Source organism: Rhizobium hidalgonense, assembly GCF_005862185.2.
Taxonomy (GTDB): Bacteria; Pseudomonadota; Alphaproteobacteria; order Rhizobiales; family Rhizobiaceae; genus Rhizobium; species Rhizobium hidalgonense.
The window spans coordinates 1723565-1741198 of sequence record NZ_CP054027.1; the positions used below are offsets into that span (position 1 = coordinate 1723565).

At 61.8% G+C, this 17634-nt stretch carries 14 protein-coding genes; 10 read left to right on the plus strand and 4 right to left on the minus strand.

Features of this window, described 5'->3' with window-relative positions; all coding sequences use genetic code 11:
• Nucleotides 1-111 precede the first annotated feature (111 nt).
• From FFM81_RS08130 to FFM81_RS08160, 7 genes are all read left to right on the plus strand, one after another.
• The gene (locus FFM81_RS08130) at nt 112-1119 is read left to right on the plus strand and encodes a helix-turn-helix domain-containing protein (protein WP_138384381.1); all 1008 of its coding nucleotides are present in this window, start codon (nt 112-114) and stop codon (nt 1117-1119) included.
• 127 nt (nt 1120-1246) lie between these two features.
• Nucleotides 1247-2473: an efflux RND transporter periplasmic adaptor subunit gene (locus FFM81_RS08135; protein WP_025416487.1), complete on the plus strand. Its 1227-nt coding sequence runs from the start codon at nt 1247-1249 to the stop codon at nt 2471-2473.
• A gap of 91 nt (nt 2474-2564) precedes the next feature.
• Nucleotides 2565-3263: an ABC transporter ATP-binding protein gene (locus tag FFM81_RS08140; protein ID WP_138384121.1), complete on the plus strand. Its 699-nt coding sequence runs from the start codon at nt 2565-2567 to the stop codon at nt 3261-3263.
• The gene (locus FFM81_RS08145; protein ID WP_128398315.1) at nt 3260-4399 is read left to right on the plus strand and encodes an ABC transporter permease; all 1140 of its coding nucleotides are present in this window, start codon (nt 3260-3262) and stop codon (nt 4397-4399) included. Before FFM81_RS08140 ends, FFM81_RS08145 begins: the two co-directional genes overlap by 4 nt.
• 4 nt (nt 4400-4403) lie before the next feature.
• A complete protein-coding gene (locus FFM81_RS08150) occupies nt 4404-5612 on the plus strand; it encodes an ABC transporter permease (protein ID WP_138384122.1) in 1209 nt (402 codons plus the stop codon).
• Nucleotides 5613-5987: 375 nt separating this feature from the next.
• The gene (locus FFM81_RS08155; RefSeq protein WP_138384123.1) at nt 5988-7484 is read left to right on the plus strand and encodes a right-handed parallel beta-helix repeat-containing protein; all 1497 of its coding nucleotides are present in this window, start codon (nt 5988-5990) and stop codon (nt 7482-7484) included.
• Between the two features lie 395 nt (nt 7485-7879).
• Complete coding sequence (locus FFM81_RS08160; RefSeq protein WP_138384124.1) at nt 7880-9367, plus strand: right-handed parallel beta-helix repeat-containing protein; 1488 nt, start codon at nt 7880-7882, stop codon at nt 9365-9367.
• 18 nt (nt 9368-9385) lie between these two features.
• Here the strand turns inward: FFM81_RS08160 and FFM81_RS08165 are convergent, their stop codons facing one another.
• Both FFM81_RS08165 and FFM81_RS08170 read right to left on the minus strand, forming a co-directional pair.
• A complete protein-coding gene (locus tag FFM81_RS08165) occupies nt 9386-9667 on the minus strand; it encodes a hypothetical protein (RefSeq protein WP_003564489.1) in 282 nt (93 codons plus the stop codon).
• A 139-nt stretch (nt 9668-9806) separates the two neighbouring features.
• The gene (locus FFM81_RS08170; protein ID WP_138384125.1) at nt 9807-10583 is read right to left on the minus strand and encodes a dioxygenase family protein; all 777 of its coding nucleotides are present in this window, start codon (nt 10581-10583) and stop codon (nt 9807-9809) included.
• A gap of 206 nt (nt 10584-10789) precedes the next feature.
• Here FFM81_RS08170 and FFM81_RS08175 point away from each other — a divergent pair, with 206 nt between their 5' ends.
• A complete protein-coding gene (locus tag FFM81_RS08175; protein WP_138384126.1) occupies nt 10790-12370 on the plus strand; it encodes a Na+/H+ antiporter in 1581 nt (526 codons plus the stop codon).
• A gap of 28 nt (nt 12371-12398) precedes the next feature.
• Here the strand turns inward: FFM81_RS08175 and FFM81_RS08180 are convergent, their stop codons facing one another.
• Entirely contained in the window at nt 12399-14300 is a 1902-nt protein-coding gene (locus tag FFM81_RS08180; protein WP_138384127.1) for a potassium transporter Kup, read from the minus strand.
• A 344-nt stretch (nt 14301-14644) separates the two neighbouring features.
• Between FFM81_RS08180 and FFM81_RS08185 the strand changes: the two genes are divergently transcribed.
• Nucleotides 14645-15817: an MFS transporter gene (locus tag FFM81_RS08185; protein ID WP_138384128.1), complete on the plus strand. Its 1173-nt coding sequence runs from the start codon at nt 14645-14647 to the stop codon at nt 15815-15817.
• 498 nt (nt 15818-16315) lie between these two features.
• Complete coding sequence (locus FFM81_RS08190) at nt 16316-16738, plus strand: TIGR02594 family protein (RefSeq protein ID WP_003564477.1); 423 nt, start codon at nt 16316-16318, stop codon at nt 16736-16738.
• A gap of 75 nt (nt 16739-16813) precedes the next feature.
• On the opposite strand, the gene FFM81_RS08195 is transcribed toward FFM81_RS08190, so the two are convergent.
• On the minus strand, nt 16814-17599 hold the full coding sequence (locus FFM81_RS08195) for a class I SAM-dependent methyltransferase (protein WP_003564475.1): 786 nt from the start codon (nt 17597-17599) through the stop codon (nt 16814-16816).
• Nucleotides 17600-17634 lie beyond the last annotated feature (35 nt).

The following is a 17634-nucleotide window of genomic DNA, read 5'->3' on the forward strand; positions in this document are numbered from 1 at the left end:
AGCTCAAAAATCCGATCTTAAGACGCGTCCTAAAACATGATGAAGGTCGCGCCGGGTGAGGATCTCGGCAATGATGGCCTTCTCTTCGCCATTTCCGATCTCATGGGCCCCATGATCTTCATACCGCTTCCCTTTGTCGTCGCCCTATTGCTGCTCATCCTTTTCGTCGTCGTCCTCAAACGCGACGATGAGGATGAGCCCAACCGGCCGTTTCTGGCACTCATCCTGCTCGCCGCGCTGCAATCCGTGCTCTCCGGCCTTCGCTGGGGATATGGACTACAGGCCATCGGGTTGGTCGCGCCCGTGATCGCGGCGACGGTGCCGCCGCTTGCCTATGCCGGGGTTTCCCGATTGGTGAGGACGAGCCGGCGGCCACTGCCGGCGCGGATGGCCCTTCATGCCGTGCCCGCCGCCGTCATCCTGCTGCTGATGGCGTTCTGGCGGGATGCGATCGACATCGCGCTGGTGCTGATCTTCATCGGTTATGCCATGGCCATCCTGCTTCTGATGCGCCCGGGCGCCGATGCGCTGCGGCTGGCGCCCTTCGAAGGGGCGGTGCCGGCCTATCGGGCGATCATCTTTACAGCAGCCGCCCTGTGTCTTTCGGCCGCTGTCGATACCTTCGTCTTTCTCGACCTCACCTCGGCACATAGCGAGCGCGCGCTGACGCTGATCAGTATCGGAAATCTCGCCGTCCTCGTCATCCTCGGTATCGCAGCGGCCGCCGCCAGCCGGAGCCGGGCGCCGGCCGAGATGGTGGACGTGGCGCCGCGGCCGGAGACGAGCGAGGACAAGCAGACCATCGCCGCGGTCGATGCGCTGATGGAGGGCCGCAAACTCTATCGCGACGCCAATCTCAATCTCGACCGGCTGGCCCGCAAGGCCGGCATCCCCGCCCGTCAGATCTCGGCTGCGATCAACCGGGTGATGGACAAGAACGTCTCGCAATATGTCAATGATTACAGGATCGGCGAGGCATGCCGGCTGCTTGCCGGCACTGAGAAACCGGTGACCGAGGTGATGTTCGAGGTCGGCTTCCAGACGAAGTCCAACTTCAACCGGGAATTCCGCCGGGTGACTGAGATGACGCCGATTGCATGGCGGCAGAGGAGGGCTTAGCCACCCGCCATCGTCGTTCGAGGCGGTGGTCCTCGCCAATCCGCGTTCGCCGTTCCGTAAAGACAACCGGTTCCGCACTGTATGGCTGATACCGGGTACATAATCGCGATCGAGGACTGCCTGGATCGTGTTCGAGGTCGCGATTTCTGCCCGGTCGGCGATGTTTGCCGGCATGAATACGACATCAGAACATGACCGAAACCTTGCCGCCAAGCTAAGATCGCTTTCGATCGAGCCCGCGGCTTTCAAAACAGAGTCGCCGGCGCCTCTTGCCCGGCGGCGCATGATCCCTGGCGTAATGCTCGTCCTTGTAGCAACGGCATCGCTGGCGGCGGTTTCTCTCTATGGACCTGAGATGCTGGAGCGCATCGAGACCGCGCTTGCGATGTTTTCGGGCAGCGACTTTACGATATCCGCCAATGGAGCGGAGGCGCGAGCCCGAGACGATGCCGCTGCTGAGGGGGGACGTACGCCGACTAAGGATGGAGCGAAGAGCACGGCTGCGCTCCCTCGCGAGATCACCGGCTCCGGTTATGTCATCGCCCCCGACACCGCCACCGCCTTTTCCAAATATGAGGGCCGGATCGTCGCGGTCGAGGTTGAGGCCGGTGATCTTGTCGTCGCGGGGCAGGTGCTGGTGCGGCTCGAAGATGCCGGCGCACGCTTCGCGCTTCGGGGCGCGGAGATATCAGGCCAGGCGGCGGCGTTGGCGCTTGATGCAAAGAACATCGAGCTCGCGCAGGCGCGGTTATCGCTTGTGCGCACCGAGCGGCTTGCCGGGCGCGACGCCATGTCGATGCAGGCGCTAGAGGAGGCGAAAACGGCTGCCGACAGGGCCGAGAATGCCGCGCTGCAGGCAAGGCAGGATGTCGAAAAGGCGGAGCTCGAGATCGACAAAGCGCGCGAGCAGGTGGAGGCGTTGACCGTGCGCGCGCCGATCTCCGGCACCATCACGCGGTTGACCGCGCATGTCGGCGACACGGTGCTGTCGCGCGAGGACAGCGTGCGGGAGAATGAAAGCCTGCTTGTGATTACCGATACGGCGAAGATGGTCATCGATGCGGATGTGGCGGAAGCCAATATCGCGCTGATGCGGCCGGGCCTGTCGGGCGAGGCGGTGCTTGACGGCTTTCCTGGCCAGCCTTTTGCGGTCGAGGTGTCGAAGATCGCGCCGGTGATTTCGCGGGAAAAGGGGACGGTGACGCTTCGACTGTCGCTATCTCAGCCGCCTTCGGGCATGCGGCCTGCCATGGCGGCGCGCATTCGCCTCGTGGTGGGTGAGGGAAGCGCTGGTGCTACTCACCCGCCCTCATCCTTCGAGACTCCGGCCCGCAGGTTGGGCGATGCGGGTTGATCCCTCGAGGCGATCCTGTGGATCGCAACTCAGGATGACGGGCTGGTCTTCGCGCCGCTGTTCCGATGAATAAACCACCAAGGAGCCGAAAATGACAGATACTCAAGATCCCTATATCGCGCTTGCGGGCGTCAGGAAGGCGTTCCGGATCGGGGCGGAGACAATACCGATCTTGTCAGGGCTCGACCTTGCCATTCCGCGCGGCGATTTCGTCGCGGTGATGGGGCCGTCGGGTTCAGGGAAATCGACGCTGCTGAATATGCTCGGTGGCATCGACAGCGCGGACGCCGGCGAGATCCGCATCGGGCGCAGTCATCTCGAGCAAATGGGCGAGGGGGCGAGAACCGCCTGGCGGGCGCACAGCATGGGCATCGTCTTTCAGTTCTACAATCTGCTGCCGATGCTGAATGCCGCGGAGAATATCGAGCTGCCGCTGCTCTTGAAGCCGCTCGGGCGCAAGGAGCGGCGGGCGCGCGTCGATACGGTGATGGATCTGGTCGGGCTCGCGGGGCGGCAGCGGCAGTTTCCCTCCAGCATGTCGGGCGGGCAGCAACAGCGCGTCGGCATTGCCCGGGCCATCGTCGCCGATCCCGGTCTCATTCTCTGCGACGAGCCGACCGGCGATCTCGACCGGAAATCGGCCAATGATATCCTGGACATGCTGGGCTTCCTCAATCGTGAGCTTCGCAAGACGATCATCATGGTCACGCACGATCCCGAGGCTGCCGCCTTTGCCCGGCGCACGCTGCATCTCAACAAGGGCGAATTCGTCGAGGGGGAAGGCCGATGACCTTTTTTCAGCTGATGCGGCGCAACGCCTGGCGCAAGCGGCTGCGGGCCGTTCTGCTGATGTTTTCGGTCGGCATCGCCTTCCTGATCTACGGGCTGACGGCGAGTTTCGTCAGCGGCAGCCAGGGGGCGGCCGGCGCCAGCGACGACCTGCTCGGCGTGTTCAACAAAGCGGGCCGGGGGCTGCCACTGCCGATTGCCTATCTCAACCGGATCGCGGCGGAGGGCGACGTCGCAGCCGTCGCCTATACCGCACGCATGCGCGGCTTCGTCGAGGTCGAGAAGAATCTGGTGGCCGTCAGCGCGGTCGATCCGCGGGCGATTGCCGCCGCCAATGGCGCCGAACTCGGGCTGACGCCTGAACTGATCGCGGCGCTGGAAGAGGGCGGTGACCGGGTGCTTGTCGGCAGGGCATTGGCTGAGGCGCAGGGTTGGTCGGTCGGCCAGCGCATCGGCGTAACCAGCCAGCTCATCAAGGCCGACGGCAGCCGGAACTGGAGCTTCACCGTCGCGGGTATCTTCGCGGGGGCCGATGCCGGTACCGACACTTATTTCATGCTTGCCCGCTACGACATGGTCAATGCAGCCCGTGCGCGCGACAGGGATACGGTCGACGCCTTCGTGGTGCGCCCGCGCGACGGCGTCGCCTCGGGCGTGCTGGCCGCGCGCATCGACGCGCTGTTTGCCAATTCGGCGGCTGAAACCAGGACGCAATCGGAAAAGCAGTTCCTCGAAGCCTTTCTCCGGCAGTTCGCCGATGTCGGGCTGATCGTCAGCCTCGTCGTCGGCGCCGCCTTCGTGACGATCCTGATGATATCGGTCAACATCATGCTCTTCGCCATCCGGGAGCGCCGCTTCGAGATCGGCGTGATGAAGGTGCTCGGCTTTTCCCGCGGGCGGATCGCGGCGCTCATTCTCGGCGAAACGCTGTTCATCTTCGCCGTCGGCGGCGTGGGTGGGCTCATTCTGGCAAAGCTCGCGACGCTCTCGATCGGGCCGGAATTCGGCCTCGTCTTCGGCGGTGAGGTGCTGCTGAAATCCGCCGCGATCATTGCGGGGCTCGGCCTACTGACCGGGTTGCTGCCGGCCGCAAACGCCATGCGCCTGCCCATCGTCAACGCCTTCAGAACGAGATAATCCAATGTTATCAACGCTCAAGCAGACCTTTCTCATGCTCGGAGTCAATGTCGGAAGCCTGCCCCGACGGCTTGCGATCTCGCTGTCGATGGTGCTGTCGGTCGCCCTCGTGGTGGCGGTGCTGTCGGGCTTTCTGGCGATGGCGCGCGGCTTCGAGGCCACCCTTGCCGGGGCTGGCTCGCCTGATCTCGCCGTCATCCTAGGTGGCGGTACCAACCAGGAAACCGGCTCGGACGTACCTGCCGATGCGATCCGCAGCCTGACCGCCATGAGCGGCGATACCGGAATTGCGCCCGATGGTACCGGCGGATCGGCGCTTTCTCGCGAGACTATCGTGCCGATCGATGTCAGGGGAAGCGACGGTGCGGAGCAGACGCTGTCGCTCAGGGGCATGGACCCGGCAGGGCTCGATCTGCGCGCCCGCGCCCGGCTTTCGCAGGGGCGGCTATTTCTATCGGGCGCGCGCGAAATCGTCGTCGGCGCCCGCATCGCAGACGCTTTCCCTGGCTTTGCCGTCGGCCAGAGGGTGCGGTTCGGCGCGGTCGACTGGACCGTCGCCGGTCATTTCACCGCCGCTGGCAGCGCCTTCGAATCCGAGATCTGGGCCGATCTGGACGCGGTGCAATCGGCCTTCGACCGCCAAGGGCAGGTGCAGAGCCTGCGCGTGCGGCTGGCCGGCGGCGACCCTGCAACGGCACTGGCGGCACTGCGCGAGCGGCTGTCCGATATATCGGGCACGCCGCTTACAGCCATCCCCGAGGGCGATCTCTATGCCGCGCAGGCCGAGCGCACCGAGAGCTTGATCCGCCTGTTCGGCTGGCCGATCGCGCTGCTGATGGCCGTGGGTGCGACGGCCGGCGCCTTGAACACGATGATGAGCTCGGTCTCCGACCGCGCGACCGAGATCGCCACGCTGCGCCTGCTCGGCTTTTCCCGCCTGCCGGCCTTCGCCGCCACCTGGGTCGAGGCGGTGCTGCTTTCCGCGGCGGGTGCCGCAGTCGGCGTCATCGCCTCATGGTTTGCCTTTAACGGCTGGCAGGCGAGCACGATGGGCGCCAACAACACGAAGATGGCCTTCCAGCTTGTCGTTACGCCCGATGTGATTTTGACGGCAGGACTGCTTGGGCTGGCGGTCGGGGTGATCGGCGGGGCGTTGCCGGCGCTGGCGGCTGCGCGGCTGCCGCCGACGACGGCGTTGCGGGAGAGGGGGTGAAGTAGCGCCTTGGAGAGGGGTAAACGTGCTTGGAGGATGTGAGGGGCCACACGGCACATCTTTCATTGCTTGGCTTTGGTGAGCTCAAGCGAAGAGCAGAATCACCTGCCGTACAGCTTGAAGGTGAGGTACGTTGCTCCGAGATTCCTCGATTTATTCGCCTCCAAGTCGCGGCTTTCTCGGGCCAAGTTGCAGCTTTCCCGCAGCGGCGCCCTCGCCTGTGGAGCGCGACCCGCAAACCGGCCCGTTGCCGCATTGACACCATCTTATCGCCTTCTTGCCATGGAGGTTTGCCCCCGCCGCATCCGGTCGGCCGATCCCCGGCCGATTCCAGTGGCGACATAGCGATCCGACGAACAGGGCAACATTGGTGATATGACAATCTACTATGTGAACTCAGCGACTGGCTCCGACCGCAACGGCGGGACGGACCAGAAATCGGCTTTTGCGACTTTGTCCAAAGTGGAATCCTTGGGGCTGAAACCTGGCGACAGCGTGCTTCTTGCCAAGGGAAGCGTGTTCAACGAGCAGTTCGATATCAAACATTCCGGCACCGAGACCGCGCCGATCAAGATCGGCAGCTACGGGACGGGGGCCGCACCCGTGATCCACAGCGGCGGCGACGGCATTCATAGTCTTTATGCCTCGAACATCGTCATCGAGAACCTCAAAATATCGAACACCGGCGGTGCGGCTATCTATGGCGGTGATGTCACCAACTGGACGGTCCGCAATGTCGAGATCGCCAAGTCCGGAATGTCGCAAGACGCCGGTGCCTTCACCTTCAGGAACAGCAAGAACGTCACGATCGAAGACAGCAAGATATCCGATGTCAAAGGCGACGGCTTCTGGATCGAAAAGGTCGCTGGCGTCAAACTTCTCAACAATACCGTCACCAGCGCGAATGGCTCGACCGCCGATGCCATGCAGGTCAACGACAGCAGCAATGTTCTGATCAAGGGCAATCATCTCGACCAGACCCATGCCGACAGCCCGAAGGGCGTGATCGTGCTGGTGCGGGCGACCGACGCCGTGGTCGAGGACAATGTGCTGACCGGCGGCGGCTTCGGCATCAGCGCGCTTGCGGGCAAAACCGTCGCCATCCGCGACAACGACATATCGGGATATCACGGTTACAGCTGGTCCTTCGCCGTCGGCCTCGGCGATCAGGGCAGTGCGCGAGATTACGACATATCCGGCAACCATATTCACGACGGCGCCTGGGGCGTGGCCGTCAGCGGAGCCACCGGCAGCAACTATAGCCTGACGAATATCAAGGTCCACGACAACGTCTTCGACGACCTCACCCAGGCGGCGCTGAAGGTCGACAGGCCGGCATCCGGCTCCTTCACCAACAATACCATCGAGACCGGCGTCAAGGCCACCAGCATATCGCCCGCCATCATCGACGCGCACACCTTTTCCGTCAGCAACAACCACACGGTCGCAAATGTCGAGACGGCGCTTGCAAGCACCGAGACCAAGGCTGCCGCAACGACGGAGCCGGCCGTGGATTCAGCGGTTGTCGCCGTCCATGACAACCTGAAGATCCTGACCGATGCGGATGCTGCCCGTCATGGCAATCTCCTCGAAAACGACAGCTCGGACAATGATACGCTGGTGCTTCGCCGCTTCGGGGACGAAACCGTCGGCAAGCACGGCCTGACGGTGACCGGCGAATACGGCGTCATCCACGTGGATCAGCAAGGCAACTATGCCTATACACTCGATGACACGAAGCTTCCCGACCATGGCGATCATAACGGCTACGTGAGCGAGTCCTTCAGTTACGGGACCGACGATGGCACCTCGCATAATGGCGACGCGAACACGCTGACCGTCTTCATCCATCCGGATGGCGTGCTGAGCTAAGGGGAAGCCGGAAGCGACGCAGAGCGCGCCTCCCAATGCTCTCCGTTGGACGAGTGCTGAAAGCGCTCGTCCAACTTGACTGTGTCTCGAAAAGAGACGTTCCGAACGGGCGGCATCTTCATGCGCCCCGGTCGCATCGACCCGCGTTGCGGAACGGCACAGTCAGCACTGTTCATTCACCTTTCGGTGGATATTTCATTGCTTATCTTCGCGTAAGTTGCGATCATTGAGGTGTACCAACCTCGGCGCCTTCCCGGACGAGGGCGGGCCCGCGGGCCTGTCAGCCGCCGCCTTGGTCATATTAGGGCCTTTCGATATGGCCTGTACTCGCCGCCTCCAAAAGATCCATCGCAGCCAACCCCCAACAGCTGCGAAATCATCAGAAAAATGGCGATATGACAGTTTACTATGTGAATTCAGCGACAGGATCCAACAGCAACGCCGGAACGAGCGAGGCTTCGCCTTTTGCGACGTTTTGGGCGGTAGAAAATTTGAAGCTGCAGCCCGGCGACAGCGTGCTGCTTGCCGCCGGAAGCGTGTTCAACGACCAGCTAGACCTCAAATATTCGGGCACTGCCAGCGCCCCGATCACGATCGGCAGCTATGGGGTTGGCGACGCCCCCGTCATCCATAGCCCCGGCGACGGCATTCACAGCCTCTACGCCTCGAACATCGTCATCGAGAATATCAAGATTTCGGACACGTCAGGTGCGGCCATCTATGGCGGCTATGTTTCAAACTGGACGATCAACAACGTCGAGATCGATCACACCGGATTGTCCAAGACCGGTTCCGTCACCTTCCGGACCGGCTCGAACATCACCATCGAAAACAGCACCATCAACGATGTGAACGGCGACGGCATTTGGATCGAAAAGTTCAATGGGGTCACGCTCCTCAACAATACCGTCACCAATGCCCATGGCACCACGGCGGATGCCGTCCAAATCAACGACAGTAGCAACATCCTGATCAGCGGCAATAGTCTCGACCAGACAGGTGCGGTGACACCCAAGGGCGTGCTGACGATCGTGCGGGCCATGGATGCTGTTATCGAAGATAACACTATCAGCGGCGGCGGCTTCGGTATCAGCGCGCAAGCAGGCACGAACATTGCCATCCACGACAACGATATCTCGGGCTATGGCGGCTATAGCTGGTCCTACGCCATCGGTCTCGGCGATCAGGGCGATACCAGGGACTACGATATATCAGGTAACTACATCCATGACGGCGTGTGGGGCGTTGTGGTCAGCTCAGCCGGCACTACCAGTTACGTTCGCGAAGATATCGATATCCACAACAACGTTTTCGACGACCTGTCGCAGGCGGCGCTGAAGGTCGACAGGCCTGCATCCGGGGCTTTCCACGACAATGTCATCGCCAGCGATGTCACGCCATACAGCATATCGCCGGCCATCATCGCCGCGAACACCTTTCCCGTCAGCAACAATACGACGATTGAGGAGGCCGACGCCCTGTTGGTGAGCCTTGATAGTCACGTTGCCGGTGATGCAACGCATACGGACGCTGCCCCGATCATTGTCGCGGCCCATGACAGCTTGACAATCTCAGCCGACACGGATGGCGCCCATCATGGCAATCTCCTCGAAAACGACAGTTCGGCCAATGGGATCCTGCTGCTTCGCCGCTTCGAGGGCGAGGTGGTCGGCAAGAACGGTCTGACGCTCACCGGGCAATACGGCATCATCCATGTCGACGATCACGGCGACTATAGCTACACGGTCGATGCGACGAAGCTCGCCGGGCTTAGTGGAGAGGTGAGCGAGACTTTCCACTACAAGATTTCGGATGGGGCTGCGCATCATTTCGATACGGATACGCTGAGCATTTCGATCGATGTGGATGGCGTGCTGATCTGACAGGGATCGGAAGCAAACTCATCGGCCGCCGAGCAGGATCCTGGTGACGTCGATTTCGATTTCCGCGCAAATGATCTCATATTCGGTGACGATCGCCGGGTCGGCCGACCTATCCTTGCGCATGCGATCAAGGACAGCGCAAGCCTCGCCATAGGCGCCGCACAGTTCGTAAAGATGGGGCTGGCGCGCCGCGGCCGCTCTGATCGTTGCCCGCGTCGCGGGCAGCCTCATCATCAGCCTGGCCAGTCCCTGTTCGGCGACTGGCCGGGGGATGTGTGCGACGCCTTCTTTCCTGACCATGCCATCAATCCTCGCTGCCTGTAGCCGCTGTCGAGAGTTAGTACGCAGGAATGCTGCATCTGGTTTCATGCCGGATGCAAAGTCGCCCTTGTAATTTCGATGGTGGAGGAAGTCCGGCAAGGCCGGCTGCGCGATCGGCTTACGAAGAGAGGCCGATGGTGATGGTGGCGGAAAGCACGCCGCCGTCGAGCTTCTCGAAATCGAACATGTGATCGGTGGCATCCTCCGGAAAAAGGCCGTCCGCTTCATTGCGGGTATCGCGGGGAGGGCGTCCAAGATAGTCCGGATGCTCGCCATAAATGATGTCGCTCAGCACATCGTCGAAATAGATTTGGCTGACCAGAAGTTCCTTGCCCTCGATGAGGATGCGGCAGTGAACATGCGGCGTGCGGCCCTTGTACCATCCGGGATAGGCTGTCAGGAAGCTTGCCTGCCCCTCCGCATCCGTCAACTGGCGCCCGCGAAAAGCCAATCCGCTGATTGCCTCGGCGTCGCCGAGCGTACACGTGTCGGCCGCCTCGCGGCCGGAATAGAAGCCACGATGATCGGTATGCCAGATTTCGATGTCGGCATTGTCGACCGGCCGGCAATCGGCGGCATGGACGATGCGGACGGCCAGCCGCAGGGGCAGTCCGGCCTTTCCTTCCGAGACGTCCTGACGGGCCGGAATATTGTTGACATGGCAGGGGCCAAGCGCCTGGGCTGATGTCACGAGGCAATTCGGACGGCTGCGGAAGAGCGGCGCAGGCAGCTTTTCCAATGCGACCGACTTTGTGCCGCCGCTGAGGAAATCTGTTCCCTTCCAGTCGAAAGTTCTGGCGGCAACGGTGATATGCCGCCGTGGCCAGATCGCTGCCGCAGCCACGGTGGAAGCGACAATGGTCGCACCTGCGAGCACCAGCGTCCGCCTTTTCATGGACCTTCCTTTGCCTCAGGACGCCTGATGTAAGGAGGATGCGCAGGAAACTCCAATTAAATCCAGGTAATGATCGATGGCGGCGCGAGCCGAGGTCTTGATCCCGGGGAGAATTCTAAAGCGCGGCGCGTCTTTTCAGATGCGCAAGGTCGCTGTAATTCTTGCCAGCACATATTCACATTCGTTGCTGAGCCAGGGCAGGGAACATGGAACCAACCCCTTTATTCGAGCTTGTCATCGCGATGTTTCTCGCGATCATCGCGCTGCACTATGCCGCCCACAGGCTCGGACTGCCGCCGTCGGTCGCACTGCTGACCGGTGGCGCTTTGCTGGCGTTCGTGCCGGGGCTGCCGGCAATCGCAGTCGACCCCGAGCTGGTGCTGGTCATCTTCCTGCCGCCGCTATTGATGGATGGCGCCTGGTCCATCGCGCTGGCGCGGCTGCGGCGCCATATGATCGGCATCGCCTCACTCGCCGTCGGCGCGGTCGTATTCACCTGCGCCATCGTGGCCTTTGTCGCCCATCTTATCTTTCCGTCACTCCCCTGGGCCGCCTGCGCGGCACTGGGCGCGATCGTTGCGCCGCCGGACGCGGTTTCAGCGCGCGCCGTGCTGGAGCGCGTCAGGCTGCCACGGCGGCTGCAGATTCTGCTAGAAGGCGAGAGCCTGCTCAATGATGCGAGCGGTCTGGTTCTTTTCCGTTTTGCCGTTGCCGCCGCTGCAACGGGCGCCTTCAGCGCGGGGGAAGCGGTTGGCAACTTCTTCGTGCTGGCGCTGGGCGGCGCCATCGTCGGCATCGTGGTCGGAGCGACATGGGTCAAACTCATCCGGCATCTCGGCGACGACTATCTGATCATCGCGGCCACCGTGCTGCTCGGCTGGATTTCCTATCTGTTTGGCGAACTGCTGCATGTTTCCGGGGTAATCGCCACCGTGACCACCGGCCTGATCGCTTCCTGGCACCAGCACACGGTATTTTCAGCGGCCACACGCATGCGCGGCACATCGTTCTGGACGGTGATGATCTTCCTGATGGAAGCTGCGGTTTTTACATTGATCGGGCTGTCACTCCGCGACGTCGTCGAACGCGGCGGCGGTTTTACCACCATGATCGCGACAATGGGGCTGCCGATGCTCGCAGTCCTCGTGACACTCGTCGTCGCGCGTTTTGCCTGGGTCTTCGCCTCGGATCTCGTCATCAAGTCATGTGCAGCGCTGGGGTTCACGCGGACCCGGCCGCTCGGGGCAGGCGGTGCGACCGTTCTGAGCTGGGCGGGCGTGCGCGGCGTGGTCACGCTCGCCTTGGCGCTGAGCCTGCCCGAGGGATTCCCCGGCCGTGACTTCATCCTCGCCACGTCCTTTGCCGTCATTCTCGGAACCGTGCTCGTGCAGGGCACGACGTTGGGGCGGGTGATTGCCTGGGCGCGGCTGGCGCCGGAGACGGAAAGAGCGCGCCTGACCATGAGCCAGGCCGAAGCCGCCATGGCGCAGGTGCAGCTCGGGGCGGTGCAAAACCTGGCCTATGACGGGGAGGGAAAGCTCATCCACCCGCAACTGCTGGAGCGTTATCAGCGCAGGGCGACAGCGATTGTCGACTATGCCGAGAGAACCGAGCATTACGTGCCGATGCTCCATGCTCATTTCGACGTCGTTCTCGAAGCGGTTGCGACAGGACGCCGAGAACTCATTCGTCTCCACCGGGCCGGCGACATCGATGACGAGACGTTGGACGAACTGGAACGGGATCTCGATCTGGAGGAGTTGAGCGCGATCTCGGCCAAGGCCTGACCCGCCAACTCTTCCCCGGCGTCCACTTCTAGATGGCAATCTGTTCGCCGAGTTCGACGACGCGGTTTGACGGCAGGTTGAAGTAATCGGAGGGATCGATCGCCAAGCCTTCCAGTCCCATGAATATGCGCTCCTGCCAGCCGGGCAGGCCGGTGTTCGGCGTCCTCACAAGGTTCCGACGGCCGAGGTAGAAGGAGGTCTTCATGATTTCGAACTTGAAGCCTCCTTCTCTGCACAGAGCCAGCGCCTTTGTGACGTCAGGATCGTCCATGAAACCGAAGCTGATATCAAGGCGCACGAAGCGCGGCGAGAGCTGGCTGATCTTGATACGGCGGCTATCGGGGACATATGGTTCGTCTTCGGTCCAGACGGTCAGGATGACGTTCTGTTCGTGAAGCACGTGGTTGTGCTTGAGATTGTGGAGCAGAACATTCGGCGTCCGATCCGGGACGCTGGTCAGGAAGACTGCCGTTCCCGGAACGGTGACCGGCGAATGCTCCGACTTGCGCTCGATCGACCTGATGAAGGAATCGAGCGGGATCTCGTTGTTGGCCCGCACCCTCTTCAGATAGGCCTGGCCTCGGGTCCATGTCCACATCAGCATCATGATCGCCAGCGCAAGGGCGACCGGAACCCAGCCGCCGTCGTAGATCTTCAGCAGATTGGCCGCCAGGAACATGACTTCGATGGTGAAGAGCGGCAGCAGCCAGACGGCGGCGAGCACCAAGGAGTAACCCCAGACGACCCTAAGGAACTGGAAGACCAGCATGGTCGAGATGACCATGGTTCCGGTTACCGAAATGCCGTAGGCCGTCGCCAGCGACTCGGAGTCGCCGAACGAAAAGATCAGCATCAGGACGCCGGTCAGCAGGAGAAGATTGACGGCCGGCACGTAGATCTGGCCGGTGTTGGTCTCCGAGGTGAATTTGATTCTGAGCCGCGGCAGGAAGCCGAGGTGAACCGCCGAGCGGGACAGCGAAAATGCGCCCGTGATCACCGCCTGGCTGGCGATGATCGTCGCCATCGTCGCCAGGAGAACCATAGGCAGCAAGGCCCAATCGGGATACATCAGAAAGAACGGGTTGTCGGCCGTTTCGGGATGGGCGAGCACCAGCGCGCCTTGGCCGAGGTAGTTCAGCAGCAATGCCGGAAAGACGAGCACGAACCATGCCATCTGGATCGGGCGGCGGCCGAAATGTCCGAGATCGGCATAGAGCGCTTCGCAGCCGGTGACAGTCAGAAAGACGGCGCCGAGCACGATGAGGCCGACGCTGCCGGCATGGGTGAGGAACAGGAATGCATTGGCTGGATTGAGGGCCTCCAGAATCCTCCAGTCATCACCGATATGGATCAGACCGCCCGCCGCCATGGCCAGGAACCACAACACCGTGATCGGGCCGAAAAACGTCGAAACGGCAGCAGTTCCCCGCGACTGGACGGCAAAGAGAATGATCATGATCGCGGCCGACGCCAGCGGAACGTATTCTGCAAAGGCCGGTGTGACGAGCTTCAGGCCTTCGAGCGCCGACATGACCGACAGAGCGGGCGTGATCATCGCATCGCCGATGAAGAGAGCCGCTCCGATCAGACCGGCGAAGAAGAGCACCGGCACATTTCGCCCCATTTTTTTCATCAGGAGGGCGAGAAGCGAGAGCGCGCCGCCTTCGCCGTCATTGTCCGCCCTGAGAAGAAAAAGCACATATTTGAAGGTCACAATGATGGTCAGCGTCCAGACCATCAGCGAAATGAGACCCACGACTTCGGCCTCGTGCACGCCATCAGCGGCAAAGGGCCTCAGCGCCTCGCGAAATGCATAGAGCGGGCTGGTGCCGATATCGCCGTAGACGACGCCGACCGCGCCGACGACCAGTCCGACAAAGCCCTTTCGGCTGGCACCTTCACCCCTGTTGTCTGCATGTGTCGACGTCATGATTCCCCGCTCATGCCACTTGGCCATGAACACAAACATATGCCGCATTGCAGAACGGCAAGTAAATTGATGTGGGTGCGAATTTTTTGTGAGAGGGAGAGGCGGCAGAGGCGGGCACCATCCACTCGTGACGTCACAAGCGGTCAGGCCGGCGACCACCTCCGGCGAACCGCCAACCCGAGTCAAACGACGGGCGGCACCGGCATGCTGACAGAAACTGTCAGCAACGGTGTGAGACAAGCGGGAGCCGCGGATTTGGGCCAGTCGCCATTTCGTCGGAATGTCCGGCTTTGCCGCTCGGATATCTGGGCTTCAACCCCGCCGCAATCGGAGCAAGTCCCGAGATGAAGCCGCATCATCGCATTTTCTTCATTCAATTTGCCGTGGCCGTTTCCCTCGGCGCGTTCCTTTCGCGGCTGCCCGACCTGCAGCGCAAGTTCGGCCTTGCTGAAGGAGAACTAGGCCTTTTGCTCGCTGTCTTGTCGTTAGGTGTTCTCTGCGGGCTGACGTTCGCGGTGAGATTCATCGAGCGGCTCGGTGCGCGCACGACCGCCTTTGTCACTGTCTTCGGCGCTTCGCTGTTTTTGGCGCTGATCCCGTGGATGCCTTCAGCTCCGCTGGCCGTGCCGTTGTTCTTCATTGCTGGCATTTTCACCGGGGCATTCGAGATCAACGCCAATATCGAAACCGATCGCCATGAGGCGTTGCTCGGATACCGCATCATGAGCCGGGCTCACGGCATGTGGAGCCTCGGCTTCTGCCTCACCGCCCTGGTTGCCGCCGGCATGCGGCAGGTGGCCGTCTCCATCGAACTGCATACCTTCATCATCCTCATCATTGTCTTGATTGCGGGGTCGATCGTTTTCTCCGGGATCGAGAATGCGCCCAAACGGCGCGACGCACACCCCGGACATGCGCCGCTTTTCGCCTTTCCCACCATCGGGCTGCTGCCCCTTTGCCTCGTCGGCGCAGGTCCTCTTCTTGCCGAAGGCGCAAGCGTCGATTGGTCGGCGATCTATATGCGGGACGTATTTGCCGTCGAACCATTCGTCGGCGGGCTCGGCGTGACCATCTTCTCCTTGCTGATCGCCATCGGGCGGCTCGGCATGGACCCTGTCATCGACCGCTTCAATCCACGCCCGGTCGCATTAACTCTTCTTGGGATCACGGCCATCGGTGTCGCGATGGTGGCGACGGCCACGCATCCTGTCGTCGCGCTCGCAGGTTTTGGCCTGACGGGGCTCGGCTGCTCATCGGTCTATCCGCTTGCCATCTCGGCCGCGGCCCGACGCACGGATCGACCCGCGCCGGTCAGCGTTGCAGCACTCGGGCAGACGACGTTTCTCGTGTTTTTCGCCGGACCGCCGCTGCTCGGCTTCGTCGCCGAACATGTCGGCATCCGCTTTTCGTATTGGGCGGTGGTCCCTGTTCTTGCCGCGGCACTTCTGGTCACCAGGGCGCTTGCCGCGAATCCTGCCTCGGTCATGGGCCAGCCCACGGTGCAACCCCACGGTTAACTCACGGCGCCGGCTATCCGGTGTTCGGAACGTCCATGTCCGCGATCGGCAGGGGGCAGGACCTCCGGTTTTCACCAATGAAGGGCGGCGAGCGCTATGTATTTCCCCTCATGGCTAAGTATTACTAGGGGCTATCGGAAATATAGCTCGTATAGGTGATGGCCTAGGCCGCGCAGTGCTGTCAACTCTTTGGCGAATGATCTTGTTGCTCAATCACTTGCGACTGCGGTCGGTGTGAAACCGGTTCCAATGAGTGAAACTCCAACACTTCTGGCTTGTAAACCCGGTATTTGCAGGATTTGCATTGGTCGTGCCCGGCTGCAAGAAGGCTCGTCTGTGGTGGCCCGGCGCCTTGTTTTGGGCCAATTTTCACCAGCAAAATGCCAGTATTAGTTGTTTCTAAATCACGCCATAATTGGCATCTACGTTGCCGCGCCTGTTTTATTCTTCGCCACATTTCGGAATTTGAGCGTTTATACAAAACAATGGTGGGTAACTATGAAGGTTATTCTCGTCATCGTCCTCACGGCGCTTGCCGTGCCCTGTGAGGCGGACATGCTGGGCACGGCATCGAAGTACAAAAGCATGCACGAGCGCTCCATCTCCTTCCTCAGCGTCAATCCCCGCAGGGTGTCGTGGTGCGGAGCGTTCCTGGCCTTTATCGCCAAGCGATCGTCGCGGGAGCCGCCGCCCAATCCGAACATGGCAGCGTCCTGGAGGAAGTTCGGCAAGCCGGTGTTCTTCCGCGCCGCCAGGCGAGGGGATGTCGTGGTGATCCGCAACGGCAAGCGCTTTCATGTGAGCCTTTTCGATCACATCGATCAGCGCCGTCAGTACGTCTACCTGTTCGGCGGCAATCAATCCAACCGGGTGCAGCTGTCCAGGTACCGCGCCAGTTCGGTCGTCGCAGTGCGACGATGATGCCGGTTCGTCTGAGGTGAAGCCGAGTTCGTCAGCGCGCTGAGGAACGTCCTTCCAAACCTCGATGACGCGAATTTAAAGCTTGCGCGCCCTGATATGCAGGAAGATCGGTGCGATGCGGGTGTCGGCGACGACAGGCTCGGCCTGCGCCACCTCCGACGACGCCATCGGCTCGCCGAAGGCCTCGATCGTCAGCCTCGCTTCGACGATCATCGAAACCCAGGTCGACAGCGTCCGGTGGAAGCGCGGGATGGAAAAGGGGGGCAGCTTTGCCCGCTCCGCCTCGGGGATAGAGGAAAAGATCCAGCGCTCGATCCGGCCGTCGCTCTCGTCGAAATAATCGGCGATCTCCACCGCGATCGGTTCGCCCGCTTCATTGCGGATATTGCGGCGCGTCGGCGGCACGAAACAGGGGTGGAGGATCGAAAACTGCAGGAAGCCGCCGGGTTTCAGAATGCGGTGGATGCCGTTCAGGACCTGGCGCTGATCGGCCATGTCCATCATCGACATGAAAGCGGTTACGAAATCGAAAGTCGCTGCCGGGAAGTCGATGCTCTGGCCATCGCCAAGCACGTAGCCGATGCCGAGCGGCGCCTGTGTCTCGGTCTCGCGGGCATGGCGAATGAAGGTCGGCGCGATGTCGAGGCCGGTCATACGGGCGCCGAGACGGGCGACGGCGCGGGTATTCGAGCCTTCGCCGCAGCCGAGGTCGAGCCCGGCAAGTCCGGCGACCGGTGGCAGCATATCGAGAAAGGCCGGCGTATTCAGCGCGTCGCGATATTTGTCGTAGCCCGCGCGGCTATAGATCGTCCAGTTCTCGGCATTGCTCTCCCAATGAGCGGCGACATCATTGGCGTTCATGGCTCATCCTCCTTGCGCGATCGGAACGGACGCGG